The organism is Streptomyces sp. NPDC056161, from assembly GCF_042268025.1.
Lineage (GTDB): Bacteria > Actinomycetota > Actinomycetes > Streptomycetales > Streptomycetaceae > Streptomyces.
This window is the reverse complement of the sequence record NZ_JBHJUV010000025.1, coordinates 22,170-46,087: the sequence shown is the minus strand read 5'-3', so window position 1 is coordinate 46,087 and position 23,918 is coordinate 22,170. Positions and strand designations below refer to the sequence as shown.

The 23,918-nt window shown below is 72.3% G+C and carries 18 protein-coding genes; 12 read left to right on the top strand and 6 right to left on the bottom strand.

The window, feature by feature from the left end; all coding sequences use genetic code 11:
* Positions 1–44 precede the first annotated feature (44 nt).
* The 6 genes from ACFC09_RS23480 to ACFC09_RS23455 all read left to right on the top strand — a co-directional run bounded on the left by ACFC09_RS23480 (position 45) and on the right by ACFC09_RS23455 (position 7,216).
* On the top strand, positions 45–1,262 hold the full coding sequence (locus ACFC09_RS23480) for an NAD(P)/FAD-dependent oxidoreductase (protein WP_376531541.1): 1,218 nt from the start codon (positions 45–47) through the stop codon (positions 1,260–1,262).
* 230 nt (positions 1,263–1,492) lie between these two features.
* Positions 1,493–4,045, top strand: coding sequence for a nitrite reductase large subunit NirB (gene nirB / locus ACFC09_RS23475; protein WP_376531676.1), 2,553 nt, complete (start codon positions 1,493–1,495; stop codon positions 4,043–4,045).
* On the top strand, positions 4,042–4,413 hold the full coding sequence (gene nirD, locus ACFC09_RS23470; RefSeq protein ID WP_376531539.1) for a nitrite reductase small subunit NirD: 372 nt from the start codon (positions 4,042–4,044) through the stop codon (positions 4,411–4,413). The genes nirB and nirD overlap by 4 nt, the downstream gene beginning before the upstream one ends.
* A 284-nt stretch (positions 4,414–4,697) precedes the next feature.
* Positions 4,698–5,654 (top strand): superoxide dismutase, encoded by a 957-nt coding sequence (locus tag ACFC09_RS23465; RefSeq protein WP_376531537.1) that lies wholly within the window; start codon positions 4,698–4,700, stop codon positions 5,652–5,654.
* A gap of 114 nt (positions 5,655–5,768) precedes the next feature.
* On the top strand, positions 5,769–6,350 hold the full coding sequence (locus ACFC09_RS23460) for a TetR/AcrR family transcriptional regulator (protein WP_376531535.1): 582 nt from the start codon (positions 5,769–5,771) through the stop codon (positions 6,348–6,350).
* 86 nt (positions 6,351–6,436) lie between these two features.
* A complete protein-coding gene (locus ACFC09_RS23455) occupies positions 6,437–7,216 on the top strand; it encodes an SDR family NAD(P)-dependent oxidoreductase (protein ID WP_376531533.1) in 780 nt (259 codons plus the stop codon).
* Positions 7,217–7,449: 233 nt separating this feature from the next.
* Here ACFC09_RS23455 and ACFC09_RS23450 read toward each other — a convergent pair whose 3' ends face one another.
* Complete coding sequence (locus ACFC09_RS23450) at positions 7,450–8,067, bottom strand: TetR/AcrR family transcriptional regulator (RefSeq protein WP_376531531.1); 618 nt, start codon at positions 8,065–8,067, stop codon at positions 7,450–7,452.
* A gap of 180 nt (positions 8,068–8,247) precedes the next feature.
* Between ACFC09_RS23450 and ACFC09_RS23445 the strand changes: the two genes are divergently transcribed.
* Positions 8,248–8,832, top strand: coding sequence for a hypothetical protein (locus ACFC09_RS23445; protein ID WP_376531529.1), 585 nt, complete (start codon positions 8,248–8,250; stop codon positions 8,830–8,832).
* Positions 8,833–9,136: 304 nt separating this feature from the next.
* On the opposite strand, the gene ppdK is transcribed toward ACFC09_RS23445, so the two are convergent.
* Positions 9,137–11,884, bottom strand: coding sequence for a pyruvate, phosphate dikinase (ppdK, locus tag ACFC09_RS23440; protein ID WP_376531527.1), 2,748 nt, complete (start codon positions 11,882–11,884; stop codon positions 9,137–9,139).
* A gap of 479 nt (positions 11,885–12,363) precedes the next feature.
* Positions 12,364–13,560 (bottom strand): ROK family protein, encoded by a 1,197-nt coding sequence (locus tag ACFC09_RS23435; RefSeq protein ID WP_376531525.1) that lies wholly within the window; start codon positions 13,558–13,560, stop codon positions 12,364–12,366.
* Between the two features lie 120 nt (positions 13,561–13,680).
* On the opposite strand from ACFC09_RS23435, the gene ACFC09_RS23430 reads away from it, so the two are divergent.
* Positions 13,681–15,192, top strand: a complete 1,512-nt coding sequence (locus ACFC09_RS23430) for a hypothetical protein (RefSeq protein WP_376531523.1) — start codon at positions 13,681–13,683, stop codon at positions 15,190–15,192.
* Positions 15,192–17,129, top strand: a complete 1,938-nt coding sequence (locus ACFC09_RS23425) for a glycogen debranching N-terminal domain-containing protein (RefSeq protein WP_376531521.1) — start codon at positions 15,192–15,194, stop codon at positions 17,127–17,129. Before ACFC09_RS23430 ends, ACFC09_RS23425 begins: the two co-directional genes overlap by 1 nt.
* A 361-nt stretch (positions 17,130–17,490) precedes the next feature.
* Here the strand turns inward: ACFC09_RS23425 and dusB are convergent, their stop codons facing one another.
* Positions 17,491–18,645 carry a tRNA dihydrouridine synthase DusB gene (gene dusB, locus ACFC09_RS23420; RefSeq protein WP_376531519.1) on the bottom strand — a complete coding sequence of 385 codons (1,155 nt, stop codon included), beginning with the start codon at positions 18,643–18,645 and terminating at the stop codon, positions 17,491–17,493.
* Positions 18,646–18,776: 131 nt separating this feature from the next.
* On the opposite strand from dusB, the gene ACFC09_RS23415 reads away from it, so the two are divergent.
* Together ACFC09_RS23415 and ACFC09_RS23410 are read left to right on the top strand one after the other, a co-directional pair.
* Positions 18,777–20,225, top strand: a complete 1,449-nt coding sequence (locus tag ACFC09_RS23415; RefSeq protein ID WP_376531517.1) for an MFS transporter — start codon at positions 18,777–18,779, stop codon at positions 20,223–20,225.
* Positions 20,226–20,454: 229 nt separating this feature from the next.
* Positions 20,455–20,691, top strand: coding sequence for a hypothetical protein (locus ACFC09_RS23410; protein ID WP_376531515.1), 237 nt, complete (start codon positions 20,455–20,457; stop codon positions 20,689–20,691).
* A gap of 213 nt (positions 20,692–20,904) precedes the next feature.
* Here ACFC09_RS23410 and ACFC09_RS23405 read toward each other — a convergent pair whose 3' ends face one another.
* Together ACFC09_RS23405 and ACFC09_RS23400 are read right to left on the bottom strand one after the other, a co-directional pair.
* Positions 20,905–21,501, bottom strand: coding sequence for a TetR family transcriptional regulator (locus ACFC09_RS23405; protein WP_376531512.1), 597 nt, complete (start codon positions 21,499–21,501; stop codon positions 20,905–20,907).
* Between the two features lie 29 nt (positions 21,502–21,530).
* Entirely contained in the window at positions 21,531–22,538 is a 1,008-nt protein-coding gene (locus ACFC09_RS23400) for an aldo/keto reductase (RefSeq protein WP_376531510.1), read from the bottom strand.
* A 163-nt stretch (positions 22,539–22,701) separates the two neighbouring features.
* On the opposite strand from ACFC09_RS23400, the gene ACFC09_RS23395 reads away from it, so the two are divergent.
* A complete protein-coding gene (locus tag ACFC09_RS23395; protein WP_376531508.1) occupies positions 22,702–23,763 on the top strand; it encodes a chitinase in 1,062 nt (353 codons plus the stop codon).
* Positions 23,764–23,918: the final 155 nt, after the last annotated feature.

Sequence of the window (23,918 nt, the reverse complement as noted above, 5' to 3'; positions counted from 1 at the left end):
GTCGTGATGCGGCCGGGTAACGTCGGCGCCGCACGCTGCGGAGCATGACCTCGGACACGCGTGTGGTGGTGATCGGCGCCGGCCTCGCGGGCGAACGGCTCGCCCGGCGCCTCGCCGAGCTGGGCACGTCCGCGCTGCTCGTCGGCGAGGAGGAGCACCACCCCTACAACCGGGTGCTGCTGGCCGAGGTACTGGCCGGCCGCTACGCCCCGGAGGTGATCGCCCTCCCGGCGCCCGCGCACCTGGTGCGCGCCCGGGTCACCGGCATCGACCGTCCCGCGCGCCGGGTGCGCTGCGCGGACGGCTCGGAGATCGCCTACGGCACCCTCGTCCTGGCCACCGGCTCCAACCCGGTCCTGCCGCCGTTGCGCGGCCTGTTCGGGACGGACGGAGCGGGACTGCCCGAGGGCGTGCACGCGTTCCGCACCATGGACGACTGCCTGGGCCTGGCCGGGGCGGTACGGCCGGGCGTGCGGGCGGTCGTCGTCGGCGGCGGGCTGCTCGGCGTGTCGGCGGCGCGGGCGCTGGCCGCGCGCGGCGCCCAGGTGGTCCTCGCCCAGCAGGGCGAACGGCTCATGGAGCGCCAGCTCGACCCGGACGCCTCGCGGCTGGTGCTGCGGCATCTGACGGACCTGGGCGTCGAGGTGCACACCGAGTGCCGGGTACGGGACGTGCGCTGCGCGGACGGCGCGGTCCGCTCGGTCGAGCCGGCCGACGGATACGCCCTGGACACCGATCTCGTCGTCGTCGCCTGCGGGGTCCGACCGCGCGTGGGGCTCGCCGCGGACGCGGGTCTCGCCGTCGGCGCGGGCGTCCTCGTCGACGACGAGCTGCGCACCTCCGACCCGCACATCCACGCCGTCGGCGACTGCGCCGAGCACGCCGGCACGGTGTACGGCCTGGCGGCCCCGGCCCTCGAACAGGCCGACGTGCTGGCCGAGCTGCTGGCGGGGCGGGCCGGCGCCCGCTACACCGGCACCCGTGCGCTGACCCGGCTCACCCTGACCGGCCCCGGCTCCCCCTTCGACCTCGCCGCCTTCGGCGAGGCCGAACCGCGCCCCGGCGACGACGTCGTCCGGCTCACCGACGCCACCCGCGGCACCTACCGCAAGGTCGTCGTCCGCGACGACCGGCTGGTCGGCGGGGTCCTGGTCGGCGAACTCGGCACCGTCGGCGCGCTCGCCCGCGCCTGGGAGGGAACGGAACCGCTCCCGGACGACGGCCCGCTGCTGCACCTGCTCACCAACGACGGAGGCTCCTGATGTCCACGACCGCACCCGTCGGGGACCGGCCCGGACCCCTGGGGGACCGACCCCGGACCGCCGGAGACCCAACCCGGGCTGCCGGAGACCCAACCCGACCCGGTGGAGACGTACCCCGACCCGGTGGGGACCGACCCCGACCCGGTGGAGACCGACCCCGACCCGGTGGGGACAGCTCCCGACCCGGTGGGGACAACTCCCGCCGCACGATCGTGCTCGTCGGCCACGGCATGGTCGGCCAGCGCTTCCTCGAAGCGCTCGCCGAGCGCGGCCTGACCGCCACGCACCGGGTGGTCGTGCTGTGCGAGGAGCCGCGTCCGGCCTACGACCGGGTCCAGCTCACCTCGTACTTCTCGGGCCGGACCCCCGAGGACCTGTCCATGACCGACCCGGGGTTCATCGCGGACCACGGCATCGAGCTGCACGTGGGCGACCCGGCTCAGGCCGTCGACCGCGAGGCCCGCGAGGTCACGGCCCGTTCCGGGCTGACCGTCGGCTACGACGTGCTCGTCCTGGCCACCGGCTCCTACCCCTTCGTGCCGCCCGTCCCGGGCAAGGACGCCGAGGGCTGCTTCGTCTACCGCACCATCGAGGACCTGCTCGCGATCGAGGAGTACGCGCAGTCCCGGGCGACGACGGGCGCGGTGGTCGGCGGCGGGCTGCTCGGCCTGGAGGCCGCGGGCGCGCTGAAGGGCCTGGGCCTGGCCGCCCACATCGTGGAGTTCGCGCCGCGGCTGATGCCCGTACAGGTCGACGACGGCGGCGGCGCCGCGCTGCTGCGCACCATCGAGGAGATGGGGCTCGCCGTGCACACCGGGGTGGGCACGCAGGAGGTGGTCGTCGGCGCGGACGGCGCGGTCCGCGGCATGAAGCTGTCCGACGGCTCCGAACTCGCCACGGACATGGTGGTGTTCAGCGCCGGTGTCCGCCCCCGCGACCAGCTCGCCCGCGCCTGCGGCCTCGCGGTCGGCGAGCGCGGCGGCATCAGCGTCGACGAGCGGTGCCGTACGGTCACCGACCCGCGGGTGTTCGCGATCGGCGAGTGCGCGCAGGCGGTCGACGGCCGGGTGTACGGCCTGGTCGCGCCCGGCTACGAGCAGGCGGAGACCGCCGCGGCGGCCCTCGCCGAGGCCGACGCGGACCGGCCCGGGTTCACCGGCGCCGACCTGTCGACCAAGCTGAAGCTGCTCGGGGTGGACGTGGCGTCCTTCGGCGACGCGCACGGCACGGCCGCGGACTGCCTGGAAGTCGTCTACTCCGACTCCCGGGCCGGGCTGTACAAGAAGCTGGTCGTCGGCCGCGACGGCACGCTGCTCGGCGGGATCCTGGTGGGCGACGCGGAGGCGTACGGCACGCTGCGCGCGCTGACCGGATCGGTCCCGCCCGTACCGCCGGAGCGGCTGGTCCTGCCGGCGGAGGCGGGCGCCCCGGCGGCGCTCGGGCCGTCCGCGCTGCCCGACGAGGCGGTGATCTGCTCCTGCCACAACGTCATCAAGGGCGCGATCCGCGGCGCGGTGAGCGAGCACTCCTGCACCACCGTGCCCGAGGTGAAGAAGTGCACCAGGGCGGGCACGGGCTGCGGCAGTTGCGTCAAGGTGCTGGGCCAGTTGGTCGCCGCGGAACTGGAGGCGTCCGGCGTCGAGGTCGACAAGGGCCTGTGCGGCTGCTTCGGCCAGACCCGCGAGGAGCTGTACGAGATCGTCCGTGCCCTGCGCGTCACGTCGTACCGGGACCTGCTCGACCGGTACGGCAGGCAGGCGGCCCGGGGCGGCGACGGCTGCGAGATCTGCAAACCGGCGGTGGCCTCGGTGATCGCCTCCCTCGCGCCGTCCATCGGGGCGGACGGCCACGTCCTGGACGGCGAGCAGGCCGCGCTCCAGGACACCAACGACCACTTCCTGGCGAACCTCCAGAGGAACGGTTCGTACTCCGTCGTACCGCGCGTCCCCGGCGGTGAGATCGCCCCGGAGAAGCTGATCGTGCTCGGCGAGATAGCCCGCGACTTCGGCCTCTACACCAAGATCACCGGCGGGCAGCGGATCGACATGTTCGGCGCCCGGGTGGAACAGCTCCCGCTGATCTGGGCCCGGCTGGTGGACGCGGGCTTCGAGTCCGGGCACGCCTACGGCAAGGCGCTGCGCACGGTGAAGTCCTGTGTGGGGCAGACCTGGTGCCGGTACGGCGTCCAGGACTCGGTGCGCATGGCGATCGACCTGGAGCTGCGCTACCGGGGGCTCAGGTCCCCGCACAAACTGAAGTCGGCGGTCTCCGGCTGCGCCCGCGAGTGCGCGGAGGCCCGGTCGAAGGACTTCGGGATCATCGCGACGGCGAACGGCTGGAACCTGTACGTCGGCGGCAACGGCGGCGCCACCCCGCGCCACGCGGACCTGCTCGCGCAGGACCTGGGCGACGCCGAACTGGTCCGGCTGATCGACCGGTTCCTGATGTTCTACATCCGCACCGCGGACCGCCTGGAGCGCACGAGCGCCTGGCTGGAGCGGATCCCGGGCGGCCTGGACCACGTACGGGACGTGGTGGTGCACGACTCGCTGGGCATCTGCGCGGAGTTGGAGGAGCTGATGGCGGCCCATGTCGCGCACTACCGCGACGAGTGGGCCGAGACCCTCGACGACCCGGAGAAGCTGGCCCGGTTCGTGTCGTTCGTGAACGCGCCCGAAGCCCCCGACCCACTGGTGGGCTTCGTCCCCGAGCGCGACCAGATCAAGCCCGACCTGCCGCTGCTGACGCTCGGCACCCGCCCCCTGGAAGGAAGCGCCCGATGACCCTGGCACCCGAGACGACGGACGTGACCGTCCGGACGACGGACCCGACCGTCGAGTTGCGGTGCGACGGGGACTGGCTGACCGTCTGCGACCTGGCGCGGCTGGTCCCCGGCCGCGGCGTGGCGGCGCTGCTGCCCGACGGCCGGCAGGCGGCCGTCTTCCTCGACCGCTCGGGCCGGCTGCACGCCGTCGACAACCGCGATCCGTTCACCGGCGCCGCGGTCCTCTCCCGCGGTCTGACCGGCACCCACCAGGGCCGTCCGTTCGTCGCCTCCCCGCTGCTGAAGCAGCGTTTCTGCCTGGAGTCGGGGCAGTGCCTGGACGATGCGTCGGTGCGGGTGGCGACGTACGAGGTCCGGATCCGGTAGGGACCACCACCACCCGCCGCCAGGGCGCGGGACCGCCAGACGGACAGAACGCTTACGGCGCACGGCGGCGCGAGCGCGCTGAAGTTCTCGGCCGCCGGGACCTACGAGGTGACGGGACCGTTCCGCTCGTAGTGCCCCGGCAGGCAACGTCCGCCCGGCCCGCACCGCACCGCACCGCACCGCACCGGAGCGGACGGTCGGCGTCCGGGTTCACAGGTTGGCACAGGAAGAAGTGGAATCCTCCGTCACGCCATGTTCCCCCGCCACGTTAGGGGCCCGAACGCATGCTTTCCGAACGTTCCGGACCATCCCGCCGCGCCGTTCTGGGCGCCGCCGCCTTCGGCTCGCTCGCGGTGGCGGCCGGCGCCGGACCGGCGAGCGCCGCTGCCCGGCACAAGGCCGCCCGGCCGACCGAGATCCCGCTGCCGAACGGCTTCGCCCCCGAGGGCATATCCATCGGACAGCAGCCGTACGCCTACCTCGCCTCCCGCGTCGACGGCGCCGTTCACCGGGTTGACCTGAGCACCGGCCAGGGCACCACCGTCCACCCGGGGCAGACCGGCGCCAGCGCCAACGGCCTGAAGGTCGACACCGACGGCCTGGTGTACCTGACCTCCGGCACGGCCGGCGGCACCGCCAAGGTCATCGACTCGGCCGACGGCAGACTCCTCGCCACCTACCAGCTCACCGACCCGACCGGCCACTTCATCAACGACGTGGCGCTGGTCGGCGACCGCGCCTGGTACACCGACTCCTACGGCCCCGTCCTCTACGGCGTGCCGCGCGGCCGCAAGCGGGGCGAGGTCCGCGCGCTGCCGCTGACCGGCGACTGGGTGCAGAACACGGCAGCGGGCACCATCAACGCCAACGGCATCGTCGGCACGCCCGACGAGTCCGCGCTGATCGTCGTCAACGGCGGCAGGCTCTACCGCGTGCCGGTGGACACCGGCGAGGCCGCGCAGATCACGCTCAGCGGCACCGACGCCCTCACCTACGGCGACGGCCTGCTCCGGATCGGGCACACCCTCTACGTCGTACAGAACCGCGCCAACCAGGTCAGCGTGCTCGACCTGGACGACAAGGCCGGCACCGCCACCCTGACCCGCACGATCACGGACGCGCGCCTCGACGTGCCCACCACCGCGGCCTCCTACGGAGACCTCCTCTACCTGGCCAACGCCCGCCTCACCACGCCCCCGACCGCCGACACGACGTACAACGTGATCGCGGTGCCCCGCTGACGCTCGCCGGCGGGCGGCACCGCGACGCCACGCGGGCGGCACCCTCCCCGGGGTGCCGCCCTCTCCACCCGACCTACTTGACCGATCGTTCTGGAAAACCCTAGGCTCGCGTACGTGGCGAGGACCAAGGAATTCGATCCGGACACCGCTCTCCAGGCAGCCATGGAACTCTTCTGGCAGCGTGGCTACGAGGCGACGTCCATGGCGGATCTGGTGACACACCTGGGCATCGGACGGGCCAGCATCTACGCGACCTTCGGCAGCAAGCACGAGCTGTACCTGAAGGCGTTCGACCGGTACTGCGAGAACCGCGACGCCCTGCTGCTGCGGGAGTTGTCCCAGCCCGGCCCGGCACTGCCCGCCGTCCGCGCCGTCGTACGGCGGTTCGCCGCCGAGTCGGCCGAGGAACGGCGGCTGTGCGGCTGCCTCGTCACCAACACGGCCGCCGAACTGGCCCCGCACGACCCGGTCGCGGCCCGCCGCGTCGAACAGCGGTGGGACTACCTGGAGACCTTGCTGCACTCGGCGCTGACCCGGGCGCGGGCGCAGGGCGAGCTGCCCGCGGAGCGCGATCCGCGGGCGCTGGCCCGCATGCTGCTGGTGCTGATGCAGGGCCTGCGGGTCACCGGGAAGGCGTCACCCGACCCGACCCGCGTCCGGGACGCGGCCGAGCAGGCGCTGACACTGCTGGGCTGAACCGCCCGACCGAGACCAAAGCCCGGACCCCGGGCTCCCTTTCCCTGCCACCATACTGAACCAATCGGTCAAATAAAGGGGAGATCATGACCACTGCCGCCGCCCGGACCCGTTTCGCCGGCCGCACGGCCCTCGTCACCGGAGCCGGCTCCGGCATCGGACGCGCGACGGCCCTCGCGTTCGCCGCGGAGGGCGCCCGGGTCGTCGTCGCCGGACGCCGCCGGGAACCCCTGGACGAGACCGTCCGGTTGATCGTCGAGCGGGGCGGCGAGGCGTTCGCCGCGACCGGTGACGTCACGCTCGCCGCGGACGCCGAGGCACTGGCCGCCGCGGCGGCGGAGCGCTACGGCTCACTGGACGTGGCGGTCAACAACGCGGGCGTCTTCCGGGGCGGCCGGCCGCTCGCCGACCTCCCGGAGGCCGACTGGCACACCCAGCTGGAGATCAACGTCACCGGTGTCTACCTGGCGATGCGGGCCCAGATACGGCGGATGCGCGACCAGCCGTCGGGCGGCGCGATCGTCAACGTCTCCTCCAACCTCGGCGTGCACGCCACCTCCCCCGGCGCCGCCGCCTACGCCGCCACCAAGGCCGCGGTGACCGCGCTCAGCCGTGGCGCCGCCCTCGACCACATCCGCGACGGTGTACGGATCAACGTGGTCAGCCCCGGCGCCAGCGACACCCCGATGTCCCTCCGGCCCGGCGAGACGGAGGCCGCCCGCACCGGGCGGGCGAAGGCCACACTGCCACTCGGCCGCATCTCCGCCACCGAGGAGATCGCCACCGCCGTGCTCCACCTGGCCTCACCCGAGGCGGCATCGATGGTCGGCTCGGACCTGGTGGTGGACAGCGGGGGGTCGCTGTGAGCGGCTTTCTGTGCTTTTTGTGAGCGGCGCGTCCGGGGTCGCACCGGCCCCGGACCCGGCCGTCTTCGAGCGGCTGGTGACCGGTCCTCGCGGCCACGTGGCATCACGGGTACACGTCAGTACACGTCACCGGATACACCCGGCCCTTTTCCGCGCGCGGGCGGCGACCATCCCGGCCGACTCCCCTGATCGTTGCCGAAGCCTCCGGTCGTCGGAGTACGTCGCCGCGCGGATCAGCGGACCCCGGACGGCCGGTCCACGTCGCGCCCGTTCGCCGGCTCAGGCATCCCGCGATCGCGACTGCGGTAGGTGAGGAGTCCTTCGATCCCCCGCAGGAACGTCTCGCGGACGAGCGCGGGGTCGGCCAGGCAGCCGGCGGACATGGCGCCGTCGCGCAGCATGACGAAGTGCCTGGCGGCGGGTTCCGGGTCGGGCTTCCCCGTTTCGGAGAAGAGTTCGACGATCGCGGCCAGGAACCACTCGCGGTGCCTGACAACGGCCCGGTGCACCGGATGGGCCGGGTCGGGGTACTCGGCGGCGGCGTTGAGGAAGGCGCAGCCGCGGAAGCCGGGGCTCTGGATGTCGTCGGCAATCGCCGCGGCAACAGCCCTGATCACGTCGTCGGTGGACGCGCCCTCGGTCCGCGCGGCCCTCACGCGTGAGCGAATCGCCTCGTCGCCTTGTGTCAGGTAGGCGACGACGAGGTCGTCCTTGCTGGGGAAGTGCCGGTACAGCGTCGCCCGAGTGACCCCGGCCGTAGCGATGATGCGGTCGATCCCGACGGAATGAAGACCTTCGGCGTAGAACAGCCGGCTCGCCGTACTGAGCAGTCGCGCCCGCGCCTCGGACATCCGATCCTCCGCAAATTCGTCGCCTGTCGCCACGAGCGTAGCAGATAGAACGGTCGGTCTTGACATTTCCCACCACCTCCAGCAGAGTCTGCGAGACCGATCGGTCTGTCCACCTGTCACCCGCTCCACGTGAGCGAGAGACCTGCCACCTGCTCCACGTGAGCGAGAAAGAGGAGTCCGATGTCCCATTCCACCGAAGCCGGCAAGCTCATCGCCCAGCCGACGACCGACGGCGGCACAGCGGCGCTGCGCAACCTGTACGTCGTCCGATTCGGCTTCGCCGTCATCTGGGCGGGCCTGCTCGCCACCGGCGCCTCGACGCTGAACCCGCTCAGCGTCACCCTGGTGGTGGTCTATCCGCTGTTCGACCTCGCCGCCGCCGTGTACGACTTGCGGTCGTCGGGTGGCACGCGGCCGAACGTGCCGCTCTACGTCAACATGGCGCTGAGCCTGCTCACCGCGATCGGGCTGGCCGTCGCCGTCGGCTCCGGGATCCCGGACGCCCTGCGGGTGTGGGGAGGCTGGGCGATCACCGCAGGCATCGTCCAGTTGATCGTCGCGATCCAGCGGTACCGGCTCGGCGGCCAGTGGGCGATGATCCTCAGCGGCGGAATCTCCGTCCTCGCCGGCTCCGGCTTCGTCGTGATGGCTTCGGGTGCGAAGGCGTCGCTGGCCGGCCTCAGCGGGTACGCCACGCTCGGCGGCGTCTTCTTCCTGATCTCGGCGATCCGCCTGCACCGCAACGCGGCGAGGGCGGACCGATAACCCACCCGACCCGAGAACCGGGCCGGCTTCACCTCGGCCGACGCCAATGTGGTGGACGTCCGGCAGGCCGGGCACATCGGCGCCCGCATCGTCCACGCCTGCGCCTGAGCCGTCCGCCGCCCCGTACGCGGCTGAGCCGGCAACCACCGCCGGCTCGGCGGAACGCGCCTGTTCCCGCGCCAAGGGGCGGCACCCCCGCACAGGGTGCCGCCCCTTCTTTTGCGCACCGGAGCCGGTGCCCGGGTCGGTGAGGGTCGGGGTGACCCGGGGCTGCTCCGGAGATCCGTGACGCGGCCGGAGCCGGTCAGCGGTGGTCGCTGCCCGGTGACTCGGTGGCCGCGCGGCCCGCCTCCAGGCGGGCCACCGGGATGCGGAACGGGGAGCAGGAGACGTAGTCCAGGCCCACCTCGTGGAAGAAGTGCACCGAGTCCGGGTCGCCGCCGTGCTCGCCGCAGACGCCGAGCTTCAGGCCGGGGCGGGTGGCGCGGCCGGCCCGCGCCGCGTCCGCCACCAGCCTGCCGACGCCCTCCCGGTCGATGGTCTCGAACGGGCTGACCCCGAAGATGCCCTTCTCCAGGTAGGCCGTGAAGAAGGACGCCTCGACGTCGTCGCGGCTGAAGCCCCACACCGTCTGGGTGAGGTCGTTGGTGCCGAAGGAGAAGAACTCGGCCGCCTCGGCGATCTGGTCCGCGGTCAGCGCGGCGCGCGGCAGTTCGATCATGGTGCCGATCGCCAGCTTCAGCTCGGTGCCGGTCGCCTCCTGGACCTCGGCGATGACCCGGTCCGCCTCCTCGCGGACGATCTCCAGCTCCTGGACGGTGCCGACGAGCGGAATCATGATCTCGGCGCGCGGGTCGCCCTTGGCGTTCCGGCGCTCGGCCGCCGCCTCGGCGATCGCCCTGACCTGCATGGCGAACAGGCCGGGGATGACCAGCCCGAGGCGGACGCCGCGCAGGCCGAGCATCGGGTTCTGCTCGTGCAGCCGGTGCACCGCCTGGAGCAGCCGCAGTTCGTTCTCGTGCGGCTCCTGCCGGGACTCCGCCAGCGCCACGCGCACCGACAGCTCGGTGATGTCGGGCAGGAACTCGTGCAGCGGCGGGTCGAGCAGCCGGACGGTCACCGGCAGCCCGTCCATCGCCTCGAACAGCTCGACGAAGTCCTGCTTCTGGAGCGGCAGGAGCTGCTTCAGCGACTCCTCGCGCTCGGCCTCCGTGTCGGCCAGGATCAGCCGCTCCACCAGTTCGCGCCGGTCGCCGAGGAACATGTGCTCGGTGCGACACAGGCCGATGCCCTGGGCGCCGAAGCGCCGGGCCCGCAGCGCGTCCTCGGTGTTGTCGGCGTTGGCGCGCACCCGCAGCCGGCGCTTGCGGTCGGCGAACGCCATGATCCGGTGCACCGCCTCGACCAGTTCGTCGGCGTCGTCGGCGCCCGCGTGCATCCGGCCCTCGAAGTACTCCACCACCGGGGACGGCACCACCGGGACCTCGCCGAGGTACACCTTGCCCGTCGAGCCGTCGATGGAGAGCAGGTCGCCCTCCTCGACGACGTGCCCGCCCGGCACCGTCATCCGGCGCCGCTTGGTGTCGACCTCCAGTTCCTCCGCGCCGCAGACGCAGGTCTTGCCCATGCCGCGGGCGACCACGGCCGCGTGCGAGGTCTTGCCGCCGCGGGAGGTCAGGATGCCCTCGGCCGCGATCATGCCGTCCAGGTCGTCGGGGTTGGTCTCGCGGCGCACCAGGATGACCTTCTCGCCCGAGCGTGACCACTTGACGGCGGTGTACGAGTCGAAGACCGCCTTGCCGACCGCGGCGCCCGGCGAAGCGGCGATGCCCCGGCCGATCTGATCGGCCTTGGCGTGCTCGTCGAACCGCGGGAACATCAGCTGCGCGAGCTGGGCCCCGGTGACCCGTTGCAGTGCCTCGGTCTCGTCGATCAGGCCCTGGTCCACCAGCTGGGTGGCGATCCGGAAGGCGGCGCCCGCGGTGCGCTTGCCGACCCGGGTCTGGAGCATCCACAGCTGGCCGCGCTCGATGGTGAACTCGATGTCGCAGAGGTCCCTGTAGTGGTTCTCCAGGGTCTCCATGATCTGCATGAGCCGGCCGTACGACTTCTTGTCGATCGACTCCAGTTCGGCGAGCGGGACCGTGTTGCGGATGCCCGCGACCACGTCCTCGCCCTGCGCGTTCTGGAGGTAGTCGCCGTAGACGCCCTGGTGGCCGCCGGCCGGGTCGCGGGTGAAGGCGACGCCGGTGCCGGAGTCCGGGCCGAGGTTGCCGAAGACCATCGAGCAGATGTTGACGGCGGTGCCGAGGTCGTGCGGGATGCGTTCCTGGCGGCGGTAGAGCCTGGCCCGGTCGCCGTTCCAGGACTCGAAGACCGCCTTGACGGCGAGGTCCATCTGTTCGCGCGGGTCCTGCGGGAAGTCCCGGCCCGCCTCGGCCTTGACGATCTTCTTGAACCGGGTGACCAGTTTCTTCAGGTCGGCGGCGTCCAGTTCGGTGTCGACCGCGACCTTCTTGGCCTCCTTGGCCTTGTCGAGGGCCTCCTCGAAGTGGTCGCCGTCGATGCCGAGGACGGTCTTGCCGAACATCTGGATGAGCCGGCGGTAGGAGTCCCAGGCGAACCGTTCGTCGCCGGCCTGTTCCGCCAGGCCCTGCACGGACCTGTCGGAGAGGCCGATGTTCAGGACGGTGTCCATCATGCCGGGCATCGAGAACTTCGCCCCGGAGCGGACCGACACGAGGAGGGGATCGTCGGCCTGTCCGAGCTTCTTGCCCATGGTCGCTTCGAGGGCTTCGAGGTGCGCACTCACCTCGTCACGCAGTGCCACCGGCTCCTCGCCACTGCCGAGGTAGACCTTGCACGCCTCGGTGGTGATGGTGAAGCCCGGGGGCACCGGCAGGCCCAGATTGGTCATCTCCGCGAGGTTCGCACCCTTACCTCCGAGAAGATCCCTGAGGTCCTTGTTGCCTTCGGTGAAGTCATAGACGAACTTCACGCCCTCAACACTCTTGCCCGACGCGCGTACGTGAGGATCTTTGTTTTCCGACACGGGTCTCGACTCCTTGAGGCCGTGATGGCTGCCCTGATGGCGAGGAACATACCCAGATCGAAGGCATCTGGGTACGTCCACTCGTGGGTCATGCGCCCGTAACCAGCCGTCCGCCGCTGGATCGAAAGTCAAGGATGGGTAAGCACCGGGCAGCCGACGTTTTCACTTCTTGAACGAACCAGGGTCCACTGACCCACGCGAACTGCTCAGATGAGCGACTTCCGGCACGCTTGATTTTTCTCGATGAACAATCAAGGGGTGGCACTGAGTGCCACCCCTTGGAGAAGTGCAGTCGTCCATGATCCGCTCATCTGAGCGCAACCCCTATCAAGGGTGGCGAGAATCACGCTGCCACAGCCAGCCGGATTCCACCATGCGGACAGCTCTCCGGGACCCGACCCGAGGCGGAAACACCCGCGTCACACCCCACATCACGCCCCGCATCACACCCCGCGCCGCAGCCCGCGCCCCACCCCGCCTCACACGCCCATCGCCAGCAGTCGCTCCTCCACCCGCTGCGGCGCGTACAGGTACTCCACGACCAGCGCACCGGCGCCGACCAGAGCGGCCCGCTCGCCCAGCCGCGAGGTGACGACGTCCAGGTGGGCGGTGGAGCGGGGCAGCGCCCGCTGGTAGAGCAGCTCCCGTACGCCGGTCAGGAAGGGCGTGCCGGCCAGGTCCCCGGCGATCATCAGGACCCCGGGGTTGAGCAGCGTGACGACGGTCGCGAGCACGTCCCCGACCCGGCGGCCCGCCTCCCGGGCCAGCGCGGTCGCCTCCGGATGCCCGGCGGCCAGCAGTTCGCGCACGTCCGAGCCGGAGGCCGCGCGCACCCCGGCCTCGGTCAGCCGCCGGGCCACGGCGCCACCGCTGGCGACGGCCGCCAGACAGCCGTACGAGCCGCAGCGGCACAGCGCGTCCGCGCCCACCCGGATGTGCCCGATGTCCCCGGCGCCGCCGTCGATGCCGCGGTAGATCGAACCGCCCACCACGACCCCGGCGCCGATCCCGGTCGACACCTTGACCAGGACGAAGGCCGAGCAGTCCGGGTGTCCGGTGCGCTGTTCGCCGTACGCCATGAGGTTCGCGTCGTTGTCCACGAGCACCGGCACCGCGGGCGCCCCGGTGTGCTCGGTGAACGCGCGGGAGAGCCGGCCCCTGATGTCGTAGCCGTCCCAGCCCGGCATGATCGGCGGCTGCACCACCCGGCCGGTCACCCGGTCCACCGGCCCCGGCACGGCGATCCCTATGCCGCACACCTCCGTCGCCCGGTGCCCGGCCGCGGGCAGCAGCTCGGCGAACCAGCGGCCGAGTCGGCCGAGGACCGCCTCGGGGCCGTCCTCGACGACCAGCGCGCCCGAGCGCTCGGCGAGGAGGTCGCCGGTGAGCGTGACGACGGCCGCGCGGGCGTGCCGGGTGTCCAGGTCCGCGACGAGCACCACCGCGTGCGAGTCGTCGAACTCCAGGGTGATCGAGGGGCGCCCGCCGAGCGGCGAGCCGACCGGGCCGCCGGCCCCCTCGCGCAGCCAGCCCGCGCGGAACAGCCGGTCGAGGCGGTGCCCGACGGTGGCCCGGGACAGGCCGGTGGCCTGCTGGAGGGCACCGCGCGTGGTCGCCCGCCCGCTGCGCACGAGTTCGAGCAGATCCCCCGCGCTGGCCTGTCCGCGTCCCGTCATACGCACCCCCTTGTGTTTCTCCAGCTTGCATTACATATTGGGTTTTGCGTGTTAAGTAGACGTAACCCTAAGGTACCTACAGCCGAACCAGGTCGGCCGGACGTCTTCGGGGAGCCCCGAGTGGATCGCACTGCCCAGCTCACTGCCCATCGCGCGGCGTACCAGGCGCAGCACACGGCCCCGTACCAGGCCGTATACGATCCGCCGCCCGCGGTGGACGCTCCCCCGCCCCCTGCCGGGTCTTTGCAGGTCAGGGCGGCACGTGTGCTGGAGGACAACTGGACCGGCACGTCCACGGTGCCCTCGCCCGCCCTGTATCCGCACCAGTGGTCCTGGGACTCGGCGTTCATCGCGATCGGCCTGCGGCACGTCTCGCCGTTACGGGCCCAGACGGAGCTGGAGACACTGCTGACCGCCCAGTGGGCGGACGGACGCGTTCCGCACATCGTCTTCAACCCCTCCGTACCGCTCGACGCCTACTTCCCGAGCCCCGACTTCTGGCGCTCCTCGACCGCGGGGCGCGCTGCGGGCGCCCCGCGCACCGTACAGACCTCCGGCATCGTGCAGCCACCGGTGCACGCGCTGGCGGCCTGGCTGGTGCACCGCGCCGACCCGGGCCTCTCGCGGGCGCGCGGCTTCCTGGCCCGGGTCTACCCGCGCCTCGCCGCCTGGCACCGCTATCTGCTGCACCGGCGGGACCTGGGCGGCGGCGGCCTCGCGTCCGTCGTGCACCCCTGGGAACAGGGCATGGACAACAGCCCCTGCTGGGATGCCCCGCTCTCCCGGGTCAGGCCCGCCCCGGCCCGCTCCTTCCGCCGCGCCGACCTCGACCACGGCGCGGCCGAGGACCGGCCGACGGATCTGGACTACGGGCGCTACGTGCGGCTTGCGACCGACTACCGCGACGGCTGCTACGCCGACGGACCGGGGCGGTTCGCGGTCGAGGACCCGGCGTTCAACGCGCTGCTCATCGCCTCCGAGCACGCGCTGGCGCGGATCGCGTGCGAGCTGGGCGCGGCCGGCACGGCGCGCCACGCGCGCGCGGAGCGGCTGACCGCGGCACTGGTCGAACGGCTGTGGGACCCGGCGCAGGGCATGTTCTTCTGCCGGGACCTGCGCGGGGCGGGGCTGATCCCGGAGCGCAGCGTCTCCGGGCTGGTCCCGCTCCTGCTGCCCGGCCTGCCGCCGGACATCGCGGCGGCCCTCGTGCGCACCCTCACCGGCCCGCACTTCGGCCTCGGCACGGCCACCCGGCTGGTACCGAGCTACGACCTGCTCGGCGAGGCGTTCGACCCGCACCGCTACTGGCGCGGCCCGGCCTGGTTCAACACCGGCTGGCTGGTGGAGCGCGGACTGCGGGCGCACGGTGAGCCGGCACGGGCCGACGCGCTGCGCGAGGCGCTGGTGGACACGGCCGATGGGACCGGGTTCGCCGAGTACGTCGACCCGTACACCGGCGCGGCCTGCGGCGCGCCGGGCTTCAGCTGGACGGCCGCGCTCACGCTCGACCTGCTCCACACACCCCCGGCGTCCCGGTTGCGGCCGGTCATGGCGGAGTCCCGTCCCGGACAGGGTGTGTCCCCCGCACGCACCGGCACGTTCGACAGGAGTGACAAGGGAGGGGACCGGTGATGACGGACCGGCAGCACCTGCTCGTGCACGGTACGACGTTCGCCGCCGTCGGTGACGGCGGCGACATCAGCGGAGTACGGGGCGGCGCCTCCCCGGACGGGTTGTTCGTCCGGGACGCGCGGCACCTCAGCCGCTGGCAGCTCACTCTCGACGGGGCGGTGCCGGAGGCGCTGGCCCCGGTCGCGGACGGGGACGGGGCGCGCTGCGTGCTCGTCCCGCGCGGCGGCCGGCAGGAGCCGCCCGCGCACACCCTCTTCCGGGAACAGGCCGTCGGCGACAGCTCGTTCGTGGAATCGCTCCAGGTCACCAGCAACCGCCCGGTGCCCACCACGGTGCGTCTGGCGATCACCGCCGACGCCGACTTCACCGACCAGTTCGAGCTGCGCGCCGACCACCGCACGTACCACAAGGGCGGCGCGGTGCGCTCCCGGCAGGTCCTCGACGACGGTGTGGAGTTCGCCTACCGGCGCGGCGAGTGGCGGTCCTGTACGACCATCACGGCGGAGCCGGCCCCGGACGGCGTCGAGGAGACCGGCACCGGCGCCCGCCGCCTGGTGTGGACCCTGGACCTCGAACCGCACGGCACGACGGACCTGGTGCTGCGGGTGATGGCCCGCCCGCACGGCGAGAAGCGCGCGCTGCGCGTCCCGCGCTCCCCGGCCGCCGTGAACGAGCAACTCCTCGCGCTGGAGGGGGAGTTCACGGCAGGCGTGGCCTTCCCGACGGGCTGGCCGGAGCTGGCGGCGGCGTGCGCCCGGGGGCTCGCCGACCTCGCCGCGCTCCAGGTGCCGGCCCGGGGACCGGACGGCGAGGAGTTACGGGTACCGGCGGGGGGCGCCCCCTGGTTCCTGACGCTGCTCGGCCGGGACGCCCTGCTGACCGCCCTGTTCGCCCTCCCCTACCGGCCCCGGCTGGCCGCCGCCACGCTCCCCGCGCTCGCCGCCACCCAGGCGACGGAGAACGGCGCGGGCCCGGTGGCCCAGCCCGGCAAGATCGTGCACGAGGTGCGGCACGGCGAGCTGGCCCACTTCGGGCAGGTGCCGTTCGCCCGCTACTACGGCGCGGTGGACGCGACGCCGCTGTTCCTCGTCCTGCTCGGCGCGTACGTCGAGCAGACCGGTGACACGGCCATGGCCGCGCGGCTCGAACCGTACGCGCGGGCGGCGATCGGCTGGATGCTGGACCACGGCGGGCTGACCTCGCGCGGCTACCTGGTCTACCGCGCCGACCGGGGCGGGCTCGCCAACCAGAACTGGAAGGACTCCCCCGGCGCCATCTGCTCGGCCGACGGCACCCGCCCGAGCGGGCCGGTGATGGCGGCGGGCGCCCAGGGGTACGCGTACGACGCGCTGCGCCGCACGGCGTGGATCGCCCGCACGGTGTGGCGGGACGAGACGTACGCGGCCCTGCTCCGCGAGGCGGCGGCCGATCTGCGCGACCGCTTCCAGCGGGACTTCTGGATGCCGGATCGCTCCTTCCCGGCCCTCGCGCTGGACGGCGAGGGCCGGCAACTGGACGCGCTGGCCTCGGACGCCGGGCACCTGCTGTGGTCCGGGCTGCTGGACAAGGAGTACGGCGAACTGGTGGGCCGCCGGCTCCTTGAACCGGACTTCTTCTCCGGCTGGGGCGTCCGCACCCTGGCCGCCGGCCAGCCCGCCTTCCATCCGCTCTCCTACCACCGCGGTTCGGTCTGGCCGCACGACAACGCCCTGATCGCCCTGGGCCTGGCCCGCTACGGCCTGCACGACGAGGCCCGCGCGGTCGCCCACGGCCTGCTCGACGCGGCCTCGGCGACCGGGCACCGGCTGCCGGAGGTACTCGCGGGCTACGGCCGCGACAGCCACCCGGAGCCGGTCCCTTATCCGCACGCGTGCGTACGGGAATCGCGGTCGGCGGCGGCGCCGTTGGCACTGCTCACCGCGGTGGGCGGGGTGTAGCGGGAGGTCCGGCGGGGCGTTCGCGCGGTGTTTGCCGAGCGCGGTGAACGGGCGCGGGCGGCGGGCCGTACGGGATGACGGCGGTCAGGTGTCGCGGTCGGGCCGGGAGACTTCCGGCCCGACCGCCGCGCGTGCCCGCCGTCCCCGGCACGGGGCTCGGCCGCGGCCGACGCCTCCGCCTGTGCCCTGGCCGCCCGGACGGTGCCGCGGTCGGTCACCCGGCTCGTGAGCACGGCCGTACCGCCGGTGAATGCCGCCACCCATATCGCGCCGTCCCCCTGGCCGGCGCCTCGCAAGAGGCAGGCGTACGACGGCCACGCCGCTCGGTGCCGGACCGGCGCCGGGGGCTGCCGAGGGGGCGTCAGCCGCCCGAGGTGTCCACTTCCGCGTCCTCGGTGACGCCCGCGCAGTCGTACGGGTCGGTCAGCCAGCCGTCCGGGAGGACCACCCGGTTGTTGCCGGACGTGCGGCCACGGGGTCCGTCGGCGCCGGCCGGCCAGGGCTGGTCGAGGTCCAGTTCGTCCAGGCCGGAGCGGAGCTGCGCGAGGGACGAGGTGATCGCCAGGCGCCCCCGCATCTCCGAGCCGACCGCGAAGCCCTTCAGGTACCAGGCGACGTGCTTGCGGAAGTCGATCACGCCCCGCGCCTCGTCGCCCAGCCACTCGCCGAGCAGGCCCGCGTGCCGGACCATGACGTCGGCGACCTCGCGCAGGGACGGCCGCACCCTGTCCTGCGTGCGGCCCTCGAAGGCGGCGACCAGGTCCGCGAACAGCCACGGCCGGCCGAGGCAGCCGCGCCCCACGACCACTCCGTCACAACCGGTCTCGCGCACCATCCGCAGCGCGTCGTCGGCCGACCAGATGTCGCCGTTGCCGAACACCGGGATCTCCGGCACGTGCTCCTTGAGCCGGGCGATGGCCGTCCAGTCCGCCGTGCCGCCGTAGTGCTGGGCGGCGGTGCGGCCGTGCAGCGCGATGGACGTCACGCCCTCCTCGACCGCGATCCGCCCGGCGTCGAGGTAGGTGATGTGGTCGTCGTCGATGCCCTTGCGCATCTTCATCGTCACCGGCAGCGCGCCCGCGCCGGCGACGGCCTCGCGCAGGATCGCCCGCAGCAGGTTGCGCTTGTACGGGAGGGCCGAGCCGCCGCCCTTGCGGGTCACCTTGGGCACCGGGCAGCCGAAGTTCAGGTCGATGTGGTCGGCCAGGTCCTCCTCCGCGATCATGCGGACGGCCTTGCCGACGGTGGCCGGGTCCACGCCGTACAACTGGATGGAGCGCGGCTGCTCGGCCGCGTCGAAGCGGATCAGCTGCATGGTCTTCTCGTTGCGCTCGACCAGCGCCCGGCTCGTGATCATCTCGCTCACGAACAGCCCCTTGCCGCCGCTGAACTCGCGGCACAGGGTGCGGAACGGCGCGTTGGTGATCCCGGCCATGGGGGCGAGCACGACGGGCGGGCGCACGGCGTGCGGGCCGATGCGGAGCGGGGACTCGGAGAGGGTCGACGGCGTGGGCATTGCCCCATTGTCCCGTACTCCGCCGGATGCTCCCCGCGGCCTGTGGACAACCGGCGGACGGGAGGCGTCCGCAGGATCATGCATCACTCATTAGTTAGCCGCACTATCAGTTTCGACGTACGATGGAGCCCATGCCCCAGCCGAGCCCGCGCCGACGTTCGCTGATCCTCGCGATCTGCTGCATGAGCCTGCTGATCGTGAGTCTGGACAACACGATCCTGAACGTCGCCCTGCCGTCCATGCAGCGTGAACTGCACGCCACCACCTCGGGGCTGCAATGGACCATCGACGCGTACACGCTGGTACTGGCCTCGCTGCTGATGCTCGCGGGCTCCACCGCCGACCGGATCGGCCGCAAACGGGTCTTCATGGCGGGCCTGGTGCTGTTCACCGCGGGCTCGCTGCTCTGCTCCCTCGCGCCGAACCTGGAGTCGCTGATCGCCTTCCGCATGATCCAGGCGGTCGGCGGTTCGATGCTCAACCCGGTCGCCATGTCGATCATCACCAACACCTTCACCGACCCGCGCGAGCGCGCCCGGGCCATCGGCGCCTGGGGAGCCGTGGTCGGCATATCCATGGCCGCCGGCCCCCTGGTCGGCGGCCTGCTGGTGGACTCCGTCGGCTGGCGCTCGATCTTCTGGGTCAACATCCCGGTCGGCGTCGCCGCCCTGCTGCTCACCCTGCGCTACGTGCCCGAGTCCCGCGCCCCCAAGCCCCGCCGCCCCGACCCGGTCGGCCAGCTGCTGGTGATCGCGCTGTTCGGCGCGCTGACGTACGCCATCATCGAGGCACCGAACTCGGGCGCCGCCACCGTGCTGCCCTTCGCCGCGGTCGCCGTGATCGCTCTGGCGGCGCTGCTGCGGTACGAGCCCCGCCGCCCGGAACCCCTCATCGACCTGCGCTTCTTCAAGTCGGCGCCGTTCAGCGGGGCCACCGTCATCGCGATCAGCGCCTTTGCCGCGCTGGGCGGCTTCCTGTTCCTGTCGACCCTGTACCTACAGAGCGTGCGCGGCCTCGACGCGCTGCACGCCGGGCTGTGGATGCTGCCCATGGCGGCGCCGACGTTCCTGTGCGCACCGCTCTCCGGGCGGCTGGTCGGCACCCGGGGGCCGCGCCTGCCCCTGCTGATCGCGGGCGTCGCGATGACCACGGCCGGTGTGCTGTTCGCCGCGTTCCACGCGGAGACCTCGGACATCACCAGGTTCGCGGGCTTCGTACTGTTCGGCATCGGGTTCGGCTTCGTGAACGCGCCGATCACCAACACCGCGGTGTCCGGCATGCCACGGGCCCAGGCGGGCGTCGCGGCGGCCGTCGCCTCCACCAGCCGGCAGCTCGGGCAGACGCTGGGGGTCGCGGTGATCGGGGCCGTGCTGGCGGCCGGTATCGGCACCTCGGGGTTCGGGACGGCCTTCGACGCGGCCGCGCGGCCTGGCTGGTGGATCCTCACGCTGTGCGGTGCCCTGGTGCTCGTCCTGGGCGCGCTGACCAGTGGCCGCTGGGCCCGCGGGACCGCCCGGCGGACGGCCGAGCGGCTGGAGACGACCGAGGTGCTGGAGGCGGTGGGCGCACCCGGGCGCTGAGCTGAACGGGGCCCCGCGGGACGGAGCGGCAGGACACGGCTTGGCCAACTCGCCGTGAAAGGTTTCCTGTTGATGTTGGTCTTCCTGCACACTCCTTGCTGCACCATCGCCAGCCGCTGCACCATCGCCAGCCGCTGCACAAACCGCCGCACAAACCGCCGCGATATCCGCTGCGATATCCGCTGCGATATCCGGACAGCACTCCGTCTGGACGGACGTTGGAGACGCCATGTCGCAGAGCAACACGAGCAAGGTGAGCCGTCGGGACCAGCACGGCGGGGAACACGTGGTCAGGGTGCGGGGGACGGGGGCGCAGCGGGTGATCAGGTGTGACACCTGTGGGTGGCAGCAGCGGGCGCAGTTCCTGCCGTGGCTGAAGGCGGAGGAGCATCTCGCGGAGGTGCATGGGGCGACGGTGGATCCGGAGGAGTCCGCGCCCGGGTCCAGTCCTGGGGCTGCGCGGTAGGGGTAGGGGCCGGGGAGCGGGGGTGAGTGCGGGTGGGATGTGGCTGGTCGCGCCGTTCCCCGCGCCCCTTCAGGGGCGACCGGCCCCCCTCCGGAGCGCAACACAAACCCGGAGATGCGGGGCCACACGCCGTAGAAGCCCGGGAACAGGGACGAGCGCGGGCCGGACGTGGCTCGTCGCGCCGTTCCCCGCATCCCTTCAGGGGCGGGGGTGTCAGGGGGTGGGTGAGGTGAGGCCGCGTAGGAGGAGGTCGATCATCGCGGTGAACTCGTTGTCGATGCCCGGCTGCTCCCAGTCCCGTGCGTGGGCCGGGTCGTGGAAGCGGCTGGTGGCCTGGAAGACGACGCGCGCCGCCACGGCCGCGTCCGGGACGGTGAAGACGCCGGCGTCGACGCCGTCCTGGACGATGCGGGTCAGCTGGGCGGTGAGTTCGTCCAGGTGCTCGCCCACCGCCGTGACGTTCTCCTTGGTCAGCACCGTGTAGGTGCCGAACAGTTCCGGATCGGCGAGGGCCTTGCGCCGCTTCGCCGCGAACAGTCCGGCCAGCCAGTCGCGCAGCCGGGACTCCGGGTCGCGGTCCGCGCCGACGATGCCGGACAGCGCCTCCGAGGTGCGGTCCAGCCACCGTTTCGTCACCGCCTCCCGCAGCGCGGCCTTGGTCCGGAAGTGCCGGTACACGCTGCCGTGGCTGACGCCGAGCGCGCGGGCCACGTCCACCACGGTGGCCTTGGCCGGACCGTGGCGGCGCAGCACCTCCTCGGTCGCCGCAAGGATCCGCTCGGCGGTCAGGGTCTCGGTGGTCGGTGACATGACCTAGACCGTACCCGGCACCGCGGCCACTACTTCGAGCCGAGGTGGGACATCTGCGCGGACGGGTAGCGCTCGCCCCGGGCCGCGTCCGCGGGGACGGCCTCCTCGATCGCGGCCAGGTCCGCCTCGGTGAGCGTGACGTCCAGCGCGCCCAGCGACTCCGCGAGCCGCTCCCGGGTGCGGGCGCCGATCAGCGGCACGATGTCCGCGCCGCGCGAGAGCACCCAGGCGACGGCGATCTGGGCGACCGTCACGCCCTTCTGCTCGGCGACCTCGCGCAGCGCCTCGACCAGGTTCAGGTTGTGCTGGAGGTTGTCGCCCTGGAAGCGGGGCGCGAAGGCCCGGAAGTCGTTCGCGGCGAGCTGCCGGTCCCGGCTGAAGTGGCCGGAGATCAGCCCGCGGGAGAGCACCCCGTACGCGGTGACGGAGATGCCCAGTTCCCGTGTGGTCGGCAGGATCTCCTCCTCGATACCGCGGGAGATCAGCGAGTACTCGAACTGGAGGTCGGAGATCGGCGCCGTGGCGGCGGCCCGGCGGATGGTCCCGGCGTCGACCTCGCTCAGGCCGATGTGGCGGACGTGCCCCTTCTCGACCAGCTCGGCGATCGCGCCGACCGTCTCCTCGATCGGCACGTCCGGGTCGAGCCGGGCGATGCGGTAGATGTCGATGTGGTCGACGCCGAGGCGGTTGAGCGAGTAGGCGGCGAAGTTCTTCACGGCGGCCGGACGGCCGTCGTAGCCGCCCCAGTTGCCGTCCGGGTCGCGCAGCGCGCCGAACTTCACACTGACCAGCGCCTGCTCGCGGCGGGCCGCGGGCGCGGTGCGCAGCGCCTCGCCGACCAGCAGTTCGTTGTGGCCCATGGCGTAGAAGTCGCCGGTGTCCAGCAGGGTGACGCCCGCTTCCAGGGCGGCGTGGACGGTGGCGATGGATTCGGCCCGGTCCGCCTCGCCGTACAGCGCGGACATGCCCATGCAGCCGAGGCCGAGGGCGTAGGTCTGGGGGCCGGTGGTTCCGAGGGTGCGGATGTGCTTCGTCATGCGTCCACCCTGACATGACAGCTGACAGATTTCAATATCTGTCAGCTGTCATCTGTCACTTCCCGTCGCGCGGATTTTGGTCCAGACCTATTGACGAGAGGTCTGGACCACGAGCACTGTCATGCCTACGACACCTCACCGCACCCCCACCGGGAGGCCCCGCATGACCCGCCGTGTCCGCCGCCGACTCCGGCTGTTCGCCGCCGCGCTGACCGCGGCCGTCCTCGTCCCCCTCTCGGTCGCCGTCGCGCCCACCGCGTCCGCGGCCGACACCTGTGCCGTGAAGTCCCGCCCGGCCGGCAAGGTCCTCCAGGGCTACTGGGAGAACTGGGACGGTTCCGCCAACGGGGTGCACCCGCCCTTCGGCTGGACCCCGATCACCGACTCCCGCATCCAGAGCCACGGCTACAACGTGATCAACGCGGCCTTCCCGGTGATCCGCTCCGACGGCACCGCGCTGTGGGAGGACGGCATGGACGCCGGCGTGAAGGTGGCCACACCGGCGGAGATGTGCGCGGCCAAGGCGGCCGGCCAGACGATCCTGCTGTCCATCGGCGGCGCGACGGCCGGCATCGACCTCAGCTCGGCCGCAGTGGCCGACCGGTTCGTGGCGACAATCGTCCCGATCCTGAAAACGTACAATTTCGACGGGATCGACATCGACATCGAGACCGGGCTGGTCGGCAGCGGCAGCATCAGCCAACTCTCCACGTCCCAGGCCAACCTGATCCGGATCATCGACGGGATCCTGGCCCAGATGCCCTCGAACTTCGGCCTGACCATGGCCCCGGAGACGGCCTACGTCACCGGCGGCAGCGTCACCTACGGCTCGATCTGGGGCGCCTACCTGCCGATCGTCAAGAAGTACGCGGACAACGGGCGCCTGTGGTGGCTCAACATGCAGTACTACAACGGCAGCATGTACGGCTGCTCCGGTGACTCCTACTCGGCGGGCACGGTGGCGGGCTTCACCGCGCAGACCGACTGCCTCAACCAGGGTCTGGTGATCCAGGGCACGACGATCAAGGTGCCCTACGACAAGCAGGTGCCCGGCCTGCCCGCCCAGTCCGGCGCGGGCGGCGGCTACATGTCACCGTCGCTGGTCTCCCAGGCGTGGCAGCACTACGGCTCCTCGCTCAAGGGCCTGATGACCTGGTCGATCAACTGGGACGGGTCGAAGAACTGGACCTTCGGCGACAACGTCAAGGCGCTTCAGGGCCGGTGAGCGCCGCAAAGACGGCGGCGGGGCGAAGACGCAGGGACATAGCGACGTAGGGACGTAGCGACGTAGGGACGTAGCGACGTAGGGACGTAGCGACGTAGGGACGTAGCGACGTAGGGACGTAGCGACGTAGGGACGTAGCGACGTAAGCGGTAACG